19 protein-coding genes are annotated in these 17,619 nt (G+C 31.7%); 7 read left to right on the top strand and 12 right to left on the bottom strand.

Going from position 1 to position 17,619, the window contains the following annotated elements; translation table 11 throughout:
- Nucleotides 1-251: 251 nt before the first annotated feature.
- The 6 genes from AC1RRU_RS09095 to AC1RRU_RS09070 all read right to left on the bottom strand — a co-directional run bounded on the left by AC1RRU_RS09095 (nt 252) and on the right by AC1RRU_RS09070 (nt 5,348).
- Complete coding sequence (locus AC1RRU_RS09095; RefSeq protein WP_011275350.1) at nt 252-554, bottom strand: YerC/YecD family TrpR-related protein; 303 nt, start codon at nt 552-554, stop codon at nt 252-254.
- A 94-nt stretch (nt 555-648) separates the two neighbouring features.
- Entirely contained in the window at nt 649-1,944 is a 1,296-nt protein-coding gene (gene purB, locus AC1RRU_RS09090; protein WP_011275349.1) for an adenylosuccinate lyase, read from the bottom strand.
- A gap of 276 nt (nt 1,945-2,220) precedes the next feature.
- Nucleotides 2,221-2,391, bottom strand: coding sequence for an NETI motif-containing protein (locus AC1RRU_RS09085; protein ID WP_011275348.1), 171 nt, complete (start codon nt 2,389-2,391; stop codon nt 2,221-2,223).
- Nucleotides 2,372-2,980 (bottom strand): DUF2179 domain-containing protein, encoded by a 609-nt coding sequence (locus AC1RRU_RS09080; protein ID WP_011275347.1) that lies wholly within the window; start codon nt 2,978-2,980, stop codon nt 2,372-2,374. The genes AC1RRU_RS09085 and AC1RRU_RS09080 overlap by 20 nt, the downstream gene beginning before the upstream one ends.
- Before the next feature lie 84 nt (nt 2,981-3,064).
- Nucleotides 3,065-3,886: an NAD(+) synthase gene (gene nadE, locus AC1RRU_RS09075; protein WP_493196573.1), complete on the bottom strand. Its 822-nt coding sequence runs from the start codon at nt 3,884-3,886 to the stop codon at nt 3,065-3,067.
- A complete protein-coding gene (locus tag AC1RRU_RS09070) occupies nt 3,879-5,348 on the bottom strand; it encodes a nicotinate phosphoribosyltransferase (protein ID WP_016931029.1) in 1,470 nt (489 codons plus the stop codon). Before AC1RRU_RS09070 ends, nadE begins: the two co-directional genes overlap by 8 nt.
- Before the next feature lie 179 nt (nt 5,349-5,527).
- On the opposite strand from AC1RRU_RS09070, the gene AC1RRU_RS09065 reads away from it, so the two are divergent.
- The gene (locus AC1RRU_RS09065) at nt 5,528-6,595 is read left to right on the top strand and encodes a nitric oxide synthase oxygenase (protein WP_016931030.1); all 1,068 of its coding nucleotides are present in this window, start codon (nt 5,528-5,530) and stop codon (nt 6,593-6,595) included.
- 29 nt (nt 6,596-6,624) lie between these two features.
- Nucleotides 6,625-7,425 (top strand): prephenate dehydratase, encoded by an 801-nt coding sequence (locus tag AC1RRU_RS09060; protein ID WP_011275343.1) that lies wholly within the window; start codon nt 6,625-6,627, stop codon nt 7,423-7,425.
- Nucleotides 7,426-7,583: 158 nt separating this feature from the next.
- Here AC1RRU_RS09060 and AC1RRU_RS09055 read toward each other — a convergent pair whose 3' ends face one another.
- Nucleotides 7,584-8,666: a glycosyl hydrolase family 28-related protein gene (locus tag AC1RRU_RS09055; protein ID WP_048667939.1), complete on the bottom strand. Its 1,083-nt coding sequence runs from the start codon at nt 8,664-8,666 to the stop codon at nt 7,584-7,586.
- A gap of 168 nt (nt 8,667-8,834) precedes the next feature.
- Between AC1RRU_RS09055 and AC1RRU_RS09050 the strand changes: the two genes are divergently transcribed.
- The 3 genes from AC1RRU_RS09050 (at nt 8,835) to AC1RRU_RS09040 (ending at nt 11,924) form a co-directional block, all read left to right on the top strand.
- Entirely contained in the window at nt 8,835-9,395 is a 561-nt protein-coding gene (locus AC1RRU_RS09050) for a cysteine hydrolase family protein (RefSeq protein WP_011275341.1), read from the top strand.
- 50 nt (nt 9,396-9,445) lie between these two features.
- Nucleotides 9,446-10,375, top strand: coding sequence for a manganese-dependent inorganic pyrophosphatase (locus AC1RRU_RS09045; protein ID WP_016931031.1), 930 nt, complete (start codon nt 9,446-9,448; stop codon nt 10,373-10,375).
- Between the two features lie 166 nt (nt 10,376-10,541).
- Nucleotides 10,542-11,924: an aldehyde dehydrogenase gene (locus tag AC1RRU_RS09040; RefSeq protein ID WP_493196571.1), complete on the top strand. Its 1,383-nt coding sequence runs from the start codon at nt 10,542-10,544 to the stop codon at nt 11,922-11,924.
- 51 nt (nt 11,925-11,975) lie between these two features.
- Here AC1RRU_RS09040 and pglS read toward each other — a convergent pair whose 3' ends face one another.
- Both pglS and AC1RRU_RS09030 read right to left on the bottom strand, forming a co-directional pair.
- A complete protein-coding gene (pglS, locus tag AC1RRU_RS09035) occupies nt 11,976-13,010 on the bottom strand; it encodes a 6-phosphogluconolactonase (RefSeq protein WP_011275338.1) in 1,035 nt (344 codons plus the stop codon).
- 141 nt (nt 13,011-13,151) lie between these two features.
- Complete coding sequence (locus tag AC1RRU_RS09030) at nt 13,152-13,325, bottom strand: hypothetical protein (RefSeq protein ID WP_011275337.1); 174 nt, start codon at nt 13,323-13,325, stop codon at nt 13,152-13,154.
- Nucleotides 13,326-13,661: 336 nt separating this feature from the next.
- Between AC1RRU_RS09030 and AC1RRU_RS09025 the strand changes: the two genes are divergently transcribed.
- Nucleotides 13,662-14,702 carry a C45 family autoproteolytic acyltransferase/hydrolase gene (locus AC1RRU_RS09025; RefSeq protein ID WP_011275336.1) on the top strand — a complete coding sequence of 347 codons (1,041 nt, stop codon included), beginning with the start codon at nt 13,662-13,664 and terminating at the stop codon, nt 14,700-14,702.
- A 71-nt stretch (nt 14,703-14,773) separates the two neighbouring features.
- Here the strand turns inward: AC1RRU_RS09025 and AC1RRU_RS09020 are convergent, their stop codons facing one another.
- The 3 genes from AC1RRU_RS09020 to AC1RRU_RS09010 all read right to left on the bottom strand — a co-directional run bounded on the left by AC1RRU_RS09020 (nt 14,774) and on the right by AC1RRU_RS09010 (nt 16,740).
- On the bottom strand, nt 14,774-15,616 hold the full coding sequence (locus tag AC1RRU_RS09020) for a DUF4097 family beta strand repeat-containing protein (protein WP_049426421.1): 843 nt from the start codon (nt 15,614-15,616) through the stop codon (nt 14,774-14,776).
- The gene (locus AC1RRU_RS09015; protein ID WP_046464813.1) at nt 15,613-16,170 is read right to left on the bottom strand and encodes an HAAS signaling domain-containing protein; all 558 of its coding nucleotides are present in this window, start codon (nt 16,168-16,170) and stop codon (nt 15,613-15,615) included. The genes AC1RRU_RS09020 and AC1RRU_RS09015 overlap by 4 nt, the downstream gene beginning before the upstream one ends.
- Before the next feature lie 84 nt (nt 16,171-16,254).
- Nucleotides 16,255-16,740, bottom strand: a complete 486-nt coding sequence (locus AC1RRU_RS09010; protein WP_011275333.1) for a hypothetical protein — start codon at nt 16,738-16,740, stop codon at nt 16,255-16,257.
- A gap of 212 nt (nt 16,741-16,952) precedes the next feature.
- Between AC1RRU_RS09010 and AC1RRU_RS09005 the strand changes: the two genes are divergently transcribed.
- Nucleotides 16,953-17,513, top strand: a complete 561-nt coding sequence (locus AC1RRU_RS09005) for a thioredoxin family protein (RefSeq protein ID WP_011275332.1) — start codon at nt 16,953-16,955, stop codon at nt 17,511-17,513.
- Nucleotides 17,514-17,619 lie beyond the last annotated feature (106 nt).

Here is a 17,619-nt window from a genome sequence, read left to right as displayed (position 1 = left end):
TACACTAAATTATATCATTTTTAGTGTACCAATTCTAAACAGAATCATTAGAATCTATACTGTCTATTAAAGAACGAAAGACCTAATATCTTATAAGTTTATTTGTTAAAAATTAAGTAAATTAAAAGTTGTTTACTTACTATTAGCCTGTATAAATTCAATATAAAACAGAACGCTCCCATCAAAATATCCAAATTATTGTCAATTTTGAAGGGAGCATTTCAATTTATAAATATATGTTAAACGTAATATTATTTTTTTGTTTCTATATTTAATCGTTCTAATATCATTGTATATGCGTCATTACCCCATTGTAATGATCGTTTTACTCTAGATATTGTTGCTGTAGAAGCACCAGATTCTTTTTCGATTGTTGCGTAAGTATACCCTTGTTTAATCATCTTAGCAACTTGTAATCTTTGAGATAATGATTGTAATTCATTGACAGTGCATAAATCATCAAAGAATTGATAACATTCTTCTCTATTTTCAAGTGTAAGAATCGCATCAAAAAGTTCATCTAACGCTTGTCCTCGTAATTTCTCTATTTGCATCTCAAACAACCCCTATAATCCGTTTTCAATATAATCTCATTTTAACGCATTAAATAGTTAAAGTGTAGTATTTTTATTGAAAACCGTTAACTTATTACTCTAAACCTGCACGTTTAAAGATTGTATCAACTTGATTTAAATGATGTTCAGGGTTGAAACATTCATCTAATTCTTCTTTAGAAAGCACATTAGTGATAGACTCATCCTTTTCTATTAATTGACGGAATGGTGTTTTAGTTTCCCAAGATTCCATTGCTTTAGGCTGCACTCTATCATATGCTTCTTCACGAACCATGCCTTTATTAATTAACGCTAGTAATACACGTTGTGAGAAGATTAGTCCAAATGTTTTATCGATATTATTTCTCATGTTGTCTTCAAAAACAGTTAGTCTATCAACAATATTAGTGAATCTATTTAAAGCATAATCTAAAGCAATTGTAACATCTGGTAACATGATACGTTCAGCTGAAGAGTGAGAAATATCACGTTCGTGCCATAAAGGCACATTTTCATAAGCCGTTGTAATGTAACCTCGAATCACTCTTGAAATACCTGTTATATTTTCTGAACCAATAGGATTTCTTTTATGAGGCATAGCTGATGACCCTTTTTGACCTTTTGCAAATGCTTCTTCAACTTCACGTGTTTCTGTTTTTTGTAAATTACGTATCTCTACCGCAAATTTTTCAAGAGATGTAGCTACTAGTGCTAGTGTAGCGATATAGTATGCATGACGGTCACGTTGTAATGTTTGAGTAGAAACGGATGCAGTATCAATGCCTAAATGGTCACATACATATTGTTCTATTTCAGGAGGAATGTTAGCAAATGTACCAACTGCACCACTCATTTTACCAACTTCTATTTCTTTACGTACCTCTTTGAAACGCTTTAGATTACGTTTCATTTCTGTATACCATAATGCCATTTTAACACCAAATGTAGTCGGTTCAGCATGTACACCATGTGTACGCCCCATCATCAATGTGTATTTATAATTTTTAGCTTTCTCTTCTAAAACTTTTATGAAACGTTCAATATCTTTCTCAATAATTTCGTTGGCCTGCTTTATAACATAACTTAGCGCTGTATCAACTACATCTGTAGAAGTTAAGCCATAATGAACCCATTTACGTTCGTCACCTAACGTTTCCGATACTTGTCTAGTAAATGCCACAACATCGTGTCTTGTTTCTTGTTCGATTTCTTGAGCACGTTTCACATCTACTTTAGCGTTCTGTCTTATTTTTTTTACATCTTCTTTAGGAATGTGGCCTAATTCACTCCAAGCTTCACAGGCCAAGATTTCAACCTCTAACCAAGCTTCATATCTATTTTGATCAGTCCAAATATTTGCCATTTCTTCTCTTGAATAACGATCAATCATTTCTAATCTCCTATTCTATGTATAAATTTATAATTCAAAACTGTACATTAAACGTAAATTATTGGGAAAAGTTCGTTTTTAAAACTTCATTTTTAGTTTAACAGATAATTAATCAAATGTATAAATCTTTTTTTACAAACTTAGTATAATGGATTTTATCTAAATAATACACTTATCTAACAATAATCCGATAATAAAAAGAGTAAAAAGAAGTTGTACTTTAGCTTCTTTTCACTCTTAATAAAATTAATTTGAGTTGTAATTTATATTATTAAATCAAAGCTTTTTACCAACAAATTGAATATCCTGTCTTAATACTACTACATTACCTTTTTCATCTTCAGTGTATATAGGTTTTTCAATTCGTTTAACTGGCATATAGCCTTCTTCACGCATACGTGTTAAACATTCTGAGATTGTTTCATTTTCATTTACTTTGAACTTCATCGTCATGCTCCACAACACTTTCTATTTCTTCTACTTCGTATGCTTTTACTTTTCGAGTTCGAACGCCTTTAGTCCAGAAACCGCCGTGAATCGCTCTTGGCTCATACGCTATAATAAACGCTTTCTCATCTAAATTTCGTACTGTCTCCATTAATTTACGTTCATAACGTCTTGGCGTTAAAATCTGCATTACCATTCGACTACCATCGCGACCATGTGCTGCATAGTGTGTAACACCATAACCTAAATTTCTTAACTCATTTGGTAAATCAATTTCATACTCTGATGAGGTTACATTTACGACTGTATAACCTAATGCGAGTTTTTCTTCAATTTTCATACCTACTAAAATCCCAATCGAAAAACCAAACGCATAAGCAAAGATATTTTGAATTTGGTCTAAACTAGACATTACCATACCAAGACCAACTACATATACTAACACTTCAAGGAAACTTACTGCAGCCGCCATATAACGATAACCTTTTAACGTTAATATTGTACGCATTGTTAAAAATGTAACATAAAAAACGTTGATGACGAATATCGCTAATACCATTGACCATGGATTTGAAGTTATCACTGACATACTAATCCCCTTTTCTTACATGGATATCTAAAATCGAAATAATTTTATCAGTGAATTTTTATTTTGTCACTAGAAAATCTTTTTTTAATTTTTAGGCCAAGTATAACGCGTATAGGCTAATTCACGTTTATGTGCATTTTTGACATAGTGATTTTCAATCGTATCACGGGCTTCACTAGATATACGTTTACCTTCTAAATAGTCATCAATTTGATCATAAGTAACACCCAAAGCTTCTTCATCAGGTAATTGTGGTTTATCATCCTCTAAATCTGCTGTGGGAACTTTTTCGTATAAATGCTTTGGTGCGTTCAAATATTTAAGTAGCTGTCTTCCTTGTCTTTTATTTAGACCAAAGATAGGTGCGATATCAGCAGCACCATCACCGTACTTAGTATAAAATCCTGTAATATTCTCTGCAGAATGATCCGTACCAATAACAATACCACTACGATTTGATGCGATTGAAAATTGAACCTTCATACGTTCACGTGCTTTTTCGTTACCACGTTGAAAATCTGTTAATTCAATACCAGCCTCGTTTAAAGATTTAACACTTTGATCAACAGCAGGTTTAATATTGACAGTAATGATTTCATCGGGATGAATAAAGTTTAATGCATCTTCAACTTCTTCTGCATCTTTCTGCACACCATATGGTAATTTCACAGCAATAAATTGACAATCTCGCCCTTCATTACGTAATTCTTCAACTGCTAGCTGAGCTAATTTACCAGTCAAAGTAGAATCTTGACCACCAGAAATACCTAACACTAAAGATTTAATAAATGAATGTGATTGCACATAGCTTTTAATAAATTGAATAATTTCACGTGACTCTTGTTCACTATCAATATGTTTCTTCACTTTCATTTCATTGACTACAATATCTTGTAAATTAGTCATTGTCTTCCTCCATCTCTTTTACGTGTTCTGCAACTTCGAAAATACGCTTATGTTTGTTGTCCCAACAAGCTGTACTTAAATCCACAGGGTATTCTTGAGGATTTAAATAACGTTTATTTTCATCCCATAATTTAGATAATGCCTTTTTAGAGTATTCTTGTGCCTCTTTTTCACTCGGTAATTGGTAAACAAGTTTCCCATTTTCAAAGATTGAATGATGCAAGTCAATCGCTTCAAAGTGTTTGATATGTTTCATTTTATACGTGTGAACTGGATGGAACATTTTTAAAGGTTTTTCATTATTAGGATTCTCATGTTCTAGAGTAATATAGTCGCCTTCTGCTTTACCTGTTTTAGTATTTATAATGCGATACACTTTCTTCTTACCAGGTGTTGTCACTTTTTCTGCATTGTTGGACAGTTTAATTCTATCAACATATCGGCCGTTGTCATCTACAACTGCTACTAGTTTATATACTGCACCAAGTGCTGGTTGGTCATAACCAGTAATTAATTTCGTACCTACACCCCATGAGTCAACTTTAGCTCCTTGAGATTTCAAACTCATTATCGTTTGTTCATCTAAGTCATTAGATGCGATGATTTTAGCATCTTTGAATCCCGCTTCATCTAACATTCTGCGTGCTTCTTTAGATAAATAAGCAATATCTCCAGAATCTAAACGGATACCAATGAAATTGATTTTATCCCCTAGTTCTTTCGCTACTTTAATAGCTGTAGGAACACCTGATTTAAGCGTGTGGAACGTATCAACTAAGAACACACAATTTTTATGGCGTTCTGCATAAATTTTAAAAGCTTTATATTCATCACCATATGTTTGAACTAAAGCGTGTGCATGCGTACCAGAAACGGGTATACCAAATAATTTACCGGAACGCACATTACTAGTAGAATCAAAACCACCGATATAAGCAGCTCTAGCCCCCCATAACGCAGCATCTAACTCTTGTGCACGGCGAGTTCCAAATTCCATTAATGTATCATCAGGTGCTACTTGACGAATTCTACTTGCTTTAGTCGAAATTAATGTATGGAAGTTGATTATATTAAGTAATACGGTTTCTATAAGTTGCGCTTGAATTAATGGTGCCTCCACTCTAAGTAATGGTTCATTTCCAAAACACAATTCACCTTCTTGCATTGAGCGAATATTACCAGTGAACTTTAAATTTTTTAAATAGTTTAAGAAATCATTTTTATAACCTATTGACTGTAAATATTCAATATCAGAATCACTAAAATGAAAATGTTCAATAAATTGAATTACTCTTTTTAAACCATTAAAAACTGCATATCCACTCTCAAATGGCATACTTCTAAAATACAAATCAAATACTGCATTTCGTTCATGAATACCATCATTCCAATAGCTCTCTGCCATGTTAATTTGGTATAAGTCATTATGTAACATTAAACTGTCATCTTCGTAACGATACACCACAATCTCTCCTAACGATGTTTTAGTACATTTTATCATAATTCAGTAGAAGTGCGTATTCACATCCTATTGATACAATTAAAATTTAAATAAGTATCAATAAGACAAATTCGTGACAATCTATGTAATTGAATGAGTTAATTTATTGTCTAGATTATAATATGAACCGAGGTGGTTATATGTTATTGGAAGAAGCAAGAAGTTTTATCGAAACGATGTATCGTGAACTTAATTACAATCCATCTATTTTTGATAAAAGAATAAAAGAGATAGAAAAAGAAATTGAACATACTGGTACATATACGCATACTTTGGAAGAGTTGTCGTATGGCGCTAAACTTGCTTGGCGTAACTCTAATCGCTGTATTGGACGCTTATTTTGGGATTCTTTAAATGTAGAAGATGCTAGAAACGTTGATAATGAGCGTGATTTTATAGATACAATCAATCATCATCTTGAACATGCGACGAATAATGGTAAGATCAAGCCTTATATAACGATTTTTTCACCTAATCAAGCACCTCGTATCTATAATAATCAACTTATTAGATATGCTGGTTATGAACATGCCGGTGATCCATCTGAACGTGAAATCACACAATTAGCTGAGCATTTAGGTTGGAAAGGCAAAGGTACTGATTTCGATGTACTACCACTCATTTATCAATTACCTAATGATTCTATAAAATGGTTTGAGTTACCCCATGAATTAATAAAAGAAGTTGAAATAGAACATGAACATTATCCAAAGTTAAAGGATTTAAATTTAAAATGGTATGGTGTTCCAATCATTTCTAATATGGATTTGAAAATTGGTGGCATTACTTATCCAACTGCCCCGTTTAATGGATGGTATATGGTAACAGAAATTGCAGTACGCAATTTCACTGACTCTTACCGCTATAATTTATTGGAAAGTATTGCAGAAGCGTTTGAATTTGGTACACTAAAAAATAATTCTTTTAATAAAGATCGAACACTCGTTGAACTTAATTATGCTGTATACCATTCATTTAAATCTCAAGGTGTTTCTATTGTTGATCACCTTACTGCATCAAAACAATTTCAATTATTTGAAGAAAAGGAACTAGCAAATAACCGTGATGTCACAGGTAAATGGTCTTGGTTAGCCCCACCACTTTCACCGACCCTAACTTCAAATTATCATCATGGTTATAATAATGAAATCAAGGATCCTAATTTTCATTATAAAAAGAAACAGTCAATGAAATGTCCATTTCACTAGTGTTCGATAATACGAGGTGACGAACAAAGATGCGTTTATATTATTTAGGCCCTAAGGGAACATTTTCTTATTTAGCTGCAAAAACTTATTTATCTGAGGAAGAAGTTACATATTCACCTAAATCAAATCTTTATGAAGTAATTAAAGCCGTTAATAGTCATAGTGATGCTGTAGGTATCGTACCTATTGAGAACTCAATTGAAGGTACTATTAATATTGTTGCGGATGCACTTGCACAAGAAGATATATACGCTCATGGCGAAATCCATTTAGATATTAATTTTGGTTTATACGCTAATAAAGGTACTTCACTGGATGATATTAAAAAGGTTTATTCCATTGCACCTGCAATAAGTCAAACGAGTCAATATATCCATCGACATCATTTCTTATATGATTATGTTGATAGTACGATTCAAAGTTTAGAAAAAATTGACACACATGTCGCTGCTATTGCACCATTAGGAAGCGGAGAGTCATATGGTTTCGAACCGATAGATACACATATACAAGACTATCCACATAACGTCACTCGTTTTTTAGTAGTAAAAAGTAACGAGCACTACAATGAATCTGCTTCTAGTACGCTATTACTGATAACACCTAAACACGATAAAGCTGGATTATTAGCTAGTATACTTAACACATTTGCTTTATTTGATATTAACTTGTCATGGATTGAGTCTAGACCTCTTAAGACGCAGTTAGGTATGTACAGATTTTTTGTTCAAACCGATATTGGGAAAAATGAAAAACTCAATAAGGTTATCACAATATTACAGACTTTAGATTTTGAAGTTAAAATTATAGGTGCATTTAATCACCATTAGATAAATATCGAAAGGCATTATGACGAAATTATAAAAAATTTGCTGTCTTGTCCTTATTTAACACTGATGTATCGAAATTAAATAGCCAGTAAATGCGTCTTCAAAACGTATTTACTGGCTATTTATTGTTGGGTTGTGTTCGAAAACATTATCTCTACTCAGTCTACATTAATTTTTTTAATGGTAACATCTTCACCCTGGTTTAGGGTTAAATCTTCTATATCTTCTAAATGTATAGTTTGTGATGCTTTATCAAAAGTATTACCGGCGATAAACACTTGCTGATGTTTTACATTATTATAGCTTCTAATGTGAATGGCATCTTTTTTCATTTCTCCAATAAAGTGATTACCAATCACACTGAAATTCTCACCAGCTTGAGATTCCATGACTTTGCCAGTAACAGGATCAGCAGCATTTTTTCCATCTTTTACCCCTAAAAATCGAATACCACCTTTACAATTTTTGAATTTATTGCGTGAAATAATCATATTTTTAGCTTTTAGGGGTGTTAGTGCATAGTCTTCAGTCCCCTCAAAACAATTATCTTTTATATGCACATTTTCGTAGAACTTATTATACCTGCTTGCATGTGAGCCAATTGCTCTATTCCATGGACGCATTTGATGGTCATCTGAATTCCCAAAATAACAATTCTCAATGACTACATTTTTAGTGATGGTTCCGTCTGTCGTCCCAAATTTAGGAAACGCACCAGGTACTTGAATATCTAATTGAATTGCTTCAGAAAATGAACGATCCCCATCAAAATCATTAAAACCTTTAAAATTGCAATTTTTGATATACAAACCATTGATACCACAAGCGTCTAGAGCGTGTCCGTCAACTACGTTTAATACTGTTACACCTATTAATTGAATATCTTCTGCATGTCCAATTGACATCGCAGTATTATTGTATGGATATTTAGAGCCATTCATATCAAACGTTCCACCTTTAATATAAATATGACTATTACCTTGATATCCTTTATAAAAACCAAAACGATGGCCATTTTTTAAAAGTGCATCCTTACCACATCTTAGTAATGTCGTATCATCTTCTAGTAATAAAGTTGTTGAGTCATAAATGATGAGTGCTTTCGAAATATAATATGTACCGCTAGGTATAAGTACAGTGTGTTCACCATATCTTGCTTTATTCAGTGCTCGTTGTATTGCTTTAGTGTCTTTGCGTTTATTACATCCTTTTAATCCATAATCTTGAGCATTTATTAACATAACGTATCCCCTATCTAAACTTTCAAACCTATTTTATTGCTATATACCATTTTAGAATGGGATTAGCTATAATATATATAATGATTAATGAGGTAATAATTTAATCGTTTCTATATAATTATACAATTTTTAAATAGCTCAAACATTTAATAGAGAGGAAGATTGATTATGACTAGAAAAGCACTAATAGTAGTAGATTATTCTTATGACTTCATTGCAGATGATGGTCGATTAACATGTGGTAAACCTGGGCAAGATATTGAATCTTTTATACTGAAACGTTTAGAGACATATCAGTCTGAAGGCCAAGATATTTTCTTTATGATGGATTTACATTATGAGAACGATATGTTCCATCCTGAGACAAAGTTATTCCCTCCTCACAATATTGAGGGCACAGCAGGACGTGAATTATATGGTAAGATTAAAGCCTTTTATAATAACATTAGTGGAAACAGTAATATTCATTATTTAAATAAGCGTCGTTATGATTCATTCTATGGTACACCTCTAGATAGTCTATTGAGAGAGAGAAATATAAAAGATATTGAAATTGTGGGTGTTTGTACAGATATTTGTATTTTACACACTGCTGTTTCAGCCTATAATTTGGGGTATAACATTACTATTCCGAAAGATGGTGTTGCTTCATTCAATGAGAGTGGTCATAAATGGGCTTTAGGACATTTTGTAAACTCATTAGGCGCAGAGGTAGATGTAGCTAAATGAAACATGATAAAATAAGATGAAAAATTAAATGATAAGGGTGGATAATAACAATGGCAAAAACTTATATTTTTGGACATCAAAATCCAGACACAGATGCAATAGCATCAGCTATCATCATGGCTGATTTTGAACAATTAACTGGTAACTCTGAAGCGACGCCATATCGTTTAGGAGATATTAATCCTGAAACTAAATTTGCTTTAGATCATTTTGAAGTTAAAGCACCAGAATTATTAAGTGATAATTTAGATGGTCAAGAAGTAATCTTAGTCGATCACAATGAGTTCCAACAAAGTGCTGAAACAATTTCTGACGCAGAGATTAAACACGTTGTGGATCATCATAGAATCGCTAATTTCGAAACTGCTTCACCGCTTTGGTACCGCGCAGAACCAGTTGGTTGTACTGCTACTATTCTTTACAAAATGTACAAAGAACGTGGCTTTGAAATTAAACCGCATATCGCAGGTTTGATGATTTCAGCAATTATTTCTGATAGCTTATTATTCAAATCTCCTACTTGTACTGATGAGGATGTAAATGCTGCTAAAGATTTAAAAGATTTAGCAAATGTTGATTTAGATGAATATGGCTTAGAAATGTTAAAAGCTGGTGCATCAACTACTGATAAATCTGCAGAGGAATTATTAGACATGGATGCTAAATCATTTAATATGGGCGACTATGTTACACGCATTGCCCAAGTAAATACTGTCGACATTGATGAAGTATTAAATCGTAAAGAAGATCTTGAAAAAGCAATGTTAGAAACAAGTGCTAATGAAAAGTATGATTTATTTGTATTAGTAGTTACTGACATTATTAATAGTGATTCTAAAATCTTAGTAGTAGGTGCTGAAAAAGATAAAGTCGGCGAGGCATTTAAAGTTCAATTAGATGATGGCATGGCATTCTTATCAGGCGTTGTATCACGTAAAAAACAAGTGGTACCTCAAATCACAGATGCTCTAATTAAATAAAACATATTGGCAATTTAGTTATCGCCTTTATATACGCAGTTGAATGAATCTTTTCATTCAACTGTTTTTTATTGAAAAATATTTAGGGTATAGATATGATGAATTACATCATTTATTTTAATTTAATTCTTTAATATAGATTTTACTATTTAGGAGGTATCACACATTGCCAAGCATTGAGCAACAATTTGAAGAAAGTAAAGCTTTTTTCAAAACACATAAAACGAAAGATTTAAAATTTCGAAAACATCAATTAAAACTTCTAAGTAAAAGTATTAAAAATCATGAAAATGATTTACTAGATGCTCTAAAGACTGATTTGGGAAAAAGTCCTGTTGAAGCATATGCCACAGAAATTGCTATCACACTAAAAAGTATTAAAACTGCGAGAAAAGAACTTAAAAATTGGTCTAAAACAAAACAAGTTGATACACCTCTATTTATGTTTCCGGCAAAAAGTTATATCAAACAAGAACCATATGGCACAGTATTAATCATTGGTCCATTTAATTATCCTGTACAGTTACTATTTGAACCTTTAATTGGGGCTATTGCAGCTGGAAATACTGCTATTATAAAACCATCTGAATTAACACCTCACGTTGCCACGGTCATTCGTCAAATTATTGAAGACGTATTTACTACTGATTATATAGGTGTTATCGAGGGTGGTATAGAAGAAACACAAACATTAATTAATCTGCCATTTGACTACATATTCTTTACAGGTAGTGACAAGGTTGGTCAAATCGTGTATGAAGCAGCAAGCAAAAATTTAGTTCCTGTTACCCTTGAATTAGGCGGTAAATCTCCAGTTATTGTAGATGATACTGCTAATATTAAAGTTGCTAGTGATCGTATTAGTTTCGGTAAATTTACTAATGCAGGACAAACATGTGTGGCTCCGGATTATATATTAGTTAATAAGAAGGTCAAAAACGAATTGGTTGAAGCACTTAAACAAAGTATTCAAGAATTTTATGGTACTAACATAGAGGAAAGTCCAGATTTTGGTCGCATAGTTAATGATAAACACTTTAATCGCTTAAATGAATTACTTAACGTGCACCAAAACCATGTTATTTTCGGTGGTAATGCAAATGCTACAACACGCTATATAGAACCAACTATTTTAGATAGTATTACGTCAAGTTCTAAAATCATGCAAGATGAAATCTTTGGACCTATATTACCTATTATTACTTATGATGATTTTAATGAGGCAGTAGATATTATTCAGAGTAAAGCTAAACCGTTAAGTTTATATTTATTTAGTGAAGATGAGAATACTACACACCGTGTATTAAACGAATTATCTTTCGGTGGCGGTGCAATTAATGATACTTTAATGCATCTTGCTAATCCTAATTTACCATTTGGTGGTGTCGGAATGTCTGGCATTGGACAATATCATGGTAAATATACTTTCCAAACCTTTAGCCATAGCAAGTCATACATCTTTAGGTCTACGCGATTAGATTCAAGTGTTATGTATCCGCCTTATAAAGGTAAATTTAAATATATTAGAACATTTTTTAAAAACTTATAAAAATTTGCAAAAAGCCACGACATTTTACACTGCCGTGGCTTAGTATTTTACTTAAATAAAACTAACATGTACACCTTCAGGTGCAATTTGTTGATTATCTGTTGGCGTTAATTTACCAGTATTTGTGTCTCTTTTAAAAACTGTAATTTCATAATTACCCTCTTGATGGGCACAAACTAGATAGTCATCTGATTCAGTAATATTAAAATCTCTTGGGAATTGGTCCCCACTTTTAACGATTTCTACAGGGTTTAGTCCCGCGCCATTCTCTGTAATCGTGAATACCGCAATACTATCATGACCACGGTTACTAATATATAAAGTTTGTTGATCATGCGATAAGCGAACAGCCGCTAATTTAGTGTCATCATTAAAATCTTCAGGAACAGTTAAATGACGTTCTAGTTCTTCAAATTGACCATCTTTATATTTAGCTACGCTAACATAATTAGATAATTCATGAACAATGTAGGCATATTCACCATTATTGTGAAATGCAATATGTCTTGGACCATCTTGATCTTTAAATTTAGAAACTTTGTATTCTTTAAGACCTTCATTACTGAATTCATAAGTTACAACTCTGTCTGTACCTAAATCAGTAGCTACAACATATTTGCAATCGGGTGTTTCATTTATATAGTGGACATGTGAATGCTCTTGACGTTCATGACTTCCAAGTGGATAGTCGTGATTTAATTCTTGAATTAACTTAATGATCTCACCTGTATCTTTATTCAATTGATATATTCTAGCGATACCAGCGCCGTACACTGCTTCAAATAAAAAATTGTGGTCAGATGATACCGATATATAGCAACCTGTACCCTCTACAGATTCTAAGCATTTATTAATTAATGTTAACGAACCAGAAGCTTCTTTTTTAAAAGCAGCTACCCCGCAGTGTTCACCTTCTTTAGTGATTGCGTATAAATAATCATCTGTTTGAGCAAGATAAGTAGATGCTTCAATCTCATAACCAGTATTAACAGAACTAATTTGTCCACTATCTTCATTTAATTCGAATAAGTAAATACCTTTACCTTCTTTTTTTGTGTATGAACCAATATAACCCTTCGTCGTCATCAGAATACCTCCTATTGTCTAATTACCTTTATTTTATTAAAAGATTGGTGTCTATGACAATTATTCTTAATCATTGTTTGAATTTATTGAAATAAAAAACCAGTAACTTCAAAACGGAAGTCACTGGTTAAATTACTATTATTACGCGTTATTACTTTCGATATCTGAAACGATTTCTTTAGTTTTTCTTTCGATATCTTCAAAGTCTTTCTTGAAGATGTAAGCAAATGCTACAACACCTACACCAACTACTACTGATGTAATAACTACTAAGCTTAATAAGAATTTGAATAAACCTTTAATTAAATCCCACATGTATGTTTCACCTCTAAATAGATATAAGTATGTTTACAATATTATATATTATCATACTTACTGTTATGGTTAAATAGATACCTTTTTTCGTCTTATAATAATAACTATAAAATAAATTTCAAAATTCAAAAACTTCATAAATTTTCAATTGTAAATTAGTTTAATACAACCACCAAGCTTTTACTTTGTTATATACTTTTAAATAAGCGTCTTGAAACATAGTACCCCTCCTTGTTTTTTAAATTTTTCTTGCTATCATGTTCAGTATAATAATAATTATATTAGTTTTCAATTAATGCTATTTTACAATATTTAGAATTTTCAGGAGGCCTTCTCATGCAACAAGTGAAATCAGATATAATGACGTTTAGAGGATCGCATTATGATTTAGGGGTCATAACAGCGCTATGGCTAAAACAAACACCCTTATTGCAAAATCGTGAACGTGAATGGAAAAAACGTATGCCCCGATTTGATATAGATGTTAACGAAACGTATCAAGTATTTCAAACATACGCGCCAGAAATATGGGAAGAGTTAATGGGTATGCAAGAAGTACTGAACTTACCTACAAAACAAATGATATTAAATTTTGCACATTATCGTTTCACAGATTTAAAAGAAAGTGGATGTACTGTATTTCAAGGTAAGGATTTTATGGTGCGCAATTATGATTATCATCCTGCCACATACGATGGGAGATATTTATTATTCCAACCTAATGACGGAGGGCTAGCGCAAATTGGGCCTACGTCTAGAGTAACAGGTCGTATGGATGGTATGAATGAAGCTGGTTTGACGATGGGCTATAACTTTATGCATCGTAAACACCCTGCTAATGGCTTTGTATGTTATATGATTGGTCGTCTTGTTTTAGAATATTGTAAAGACGTTGATGAAGCCGTTAGATTCTTGAAAGAACTCCCTCATAGAAGCTCTTTCAGTTATATTTTAATGGATAGAAAGCTTAATCACGCAATCGTTGAGGTTACACCACGTTCTTTTGATGTCAGATATGATAAAGTATGTACAAATCATTTCGAAATCTTAACGCATGAAAACCGAAATTACACAAAAGAATCACGTGAACGTCTAGAACGTACTGTCTCACAAACTTCACAAAGCTTAGATAAACATACAGCTTTTAAATTATTTAATGATCCAAAATTCGAAATATATAGCAAATTATTTAAAAGTTGGTCAGGTACGATACACACTTCAATGTATGAACCGCAAAACTTAACCGCTTGGATGACACTAGGTGAAAATCAATCACCCACATCAATAAATTTTCAATCTTGGTTAGATGGAAATGAGTTAACTATCCAACAATTTAATGGTCTAATTGATACCGATTTAACATTCGCAAATTATTAAAAAATAGACGAACTTTAAAATCGTTCGTCGACTTATATAAGTGATTGCCTCTTATTGTGTAGGCAATCATTTTACTTTATTGTGATATTTTCTTTTACCGTGTAAAATTCAATTACATTATTACTATTTCCTACCTTACCTTTATTAAAAGCTTTATTTTCAACTTTTGCCTCTCCTGTACCTGGGTGTAATTTTAATAAAGTATTTTTAGGTTCATCTTTATAGTCCAAATGAATATAATCAAGCTTACTTGAGCCTTTTACATCTGTTTCACTATTCATGTTTGTGAAATTAAGATAACCAAGTTCACTTACAAATAACGATTTTTTTAACTTTGAATTATTTACTTCGACGTTACCTACCCCTGTCTTAAATTCACTATTAAAGATATCACTGTTTTTAATTTTTACTCCACCAGCATCGCTCTTGAAGGAAAGATTATCAAATTTTGAATTTTGAATTTTTAAATATTTATTGTCTTGATAAATCGAACCTTTCTTCGCGTTAATGCCATCAAGATTCACATTTCCAAATCCTGAATATACATCTAAATTATTAATGTTTTTATTTGGAAGTGTAACTTCAATTTTTGATTTACTTTGATTAAAAGGATTAATATTAACGCTATAACCCCTCTTATCAGATTTATGCTCTTTTATATATAATGTATCTTTTGTGCGATATACCTTAACATCATTATCACCATAATATTTAACACCACAATGTTCTCCTTGCTTAATTGTGAGTTCTGAATTATAGCTGTCAATATTTAAATTATTCATTTTCACATTACTGTATGCTCTATCATATTTTAGCTTTTTATATTCATCTTTATCATGCACAAACCAGACTAAAGTTGCTGCTAAGAAAAATCCTACAAATATTACTATGCCTGTTATCATTGCCTTCTTCATTGTTTAATTCTTCCTTTAACCGTTTGGATATACCAAGTTAAATATTTTAATACAAGTCGATATAAATTTTGTGTAATTTTCATGGTAACTACAAATAAGACGATACCTAATCCGGCATATGAAATGCTAAATAAGAAATTGCTAAACGAATCAACAATCCCTTTAATGATACTCATTGATATTATTATTAATGGAAGAGAAATTAAAAAAACAGAGAATATAAACACTACAATCAATAATGCTATAAATATTACAATAGGGATGATGATGAAGAAAAAAGAAAGCACGCCAAGACTTAATGAAGCCATTATAGCCCTAATAATATTACGTAGGTTAGGTGTTACTTTAGCATAGGATATTGCTTCTTTGGCTTTAACTTCTTTACCTATATCATGTGGTTCTCTTAAATCCGATATAATATCTTTTTCTGATTTCCCTTTCGATTCTTGTTCATAGAAATGATTTTCATAATCATCCATGAGTTTATCTTTTTCTTTTCTTGGTAATTCATCAAGTTCTAATTCAAGTTCATTTAAAAAGGTAATCTTATCCATTATTTCACTTACTTTCTTAATTGAATTATCTCTATCTTATCGAAAAGTAGCTTATTTTGAAGTGCATTGTAAAAGTATCACTTTTTAACGACTAAAAAATTCTATTCGTTTAACCACATTATCCTTATATAAAATGGATAGCTTCATATGGTGCTCTTTATCAACATAAATTAACGCATCATATCCCTTACCTACTTTATCTTTACGATAATTATCACCTAAATAATTGATTGCATGATCCACTCTATCTCCAATTTTAACACCAAAGTTTGTTGTTACATCATGATCATTAATCAATACGATCCCTTTTACTGTTTGGTGTTTATTTTTTACTTTTACAGTTAAATCTTTATGTTTTTTATCATTATAGAATTTGTATCTATCCAACTTTATGTGATGATTTATCTCATAATCATTTTCATTAAATGGTTCATTTAATTGAATATCATTTATCTTCACTTCAGTAAGATTAATTGTTTTTTCATTTTTATAGATTGTAAGACACGTAACCACTATAAAAGCTATTATTGTAAAAATACTAAAGATTATCCATCGATTTTGAATGCGCAACCGTACCACCACTTCTATTCTTATTAACTTAAATATATCATAACCACTTACTGAGAAACATCTAAACCACTACAATCATTTCTTACAGAATTGTAACGTTGTTTTAACGTTCTTATTAATTGTGATAAAACTAATATATTTTAAGTTTTATAATTATTCATTCTTAGTAAAAATTGTTATAATGATATAAATTTAACGGGGAGGTTTTATTTATGGCTAATTTAGAAACATATTTTAATAATAGTCAGCCACTTGATGAATATATCGATAGCATGACTGTGAATAAAGATAATGTACTAACAATTTACAATGCATTCACACTACCTTCGTCTGACGATAGAATCAATCAACTTAAAGATAGTTCTTATTCTAAAGTCTTGGTTATAAGTGAAGATTGGTGCGGCGACGCTATGATGAACTTACCTATATTAAAGCGTATAAGTGAATCACTACAGCTAGAAGTACGCGTATTCCATAGAGATGAAGACACAAATCTCATTGATCAATATTTAACAAATGGTACAGCACGCTCGATTCCAATCTTTATCTTTATGAATGATCAATTTGAACAGGTGAGTGTTTGGGGCCCTAGAGCTCGTGAAGCCCAAGAATTTGTTACTCAACTTAGAGCTGAAAAACTACCACCTAAAGATGCACACAATTATGAGGATAAAGAAAAAGAAGTACATCATGAAATCACTTCTAAATATAAATCAGATACTGACTTATGGAATCAAGTTTATGACTCTATAATCAGTAAGTTAATGCTATAAAAGTATATATAGTAAGAGGGTAATAAAACAAAATGGCTCTATAATAAATTGGACTGATGACTAAAAATCATCAGTCCAATTTTTATGTTTGAATACAAAAATGGCG

The organism is Staphylococcus sp. GW821-FHT11H10 (assembly GCF_058807855.1).
Note: the sequence above shows the minus strand (reverse complement) of the source record. Positions and strands in the feature narration are given on the sequence as shown.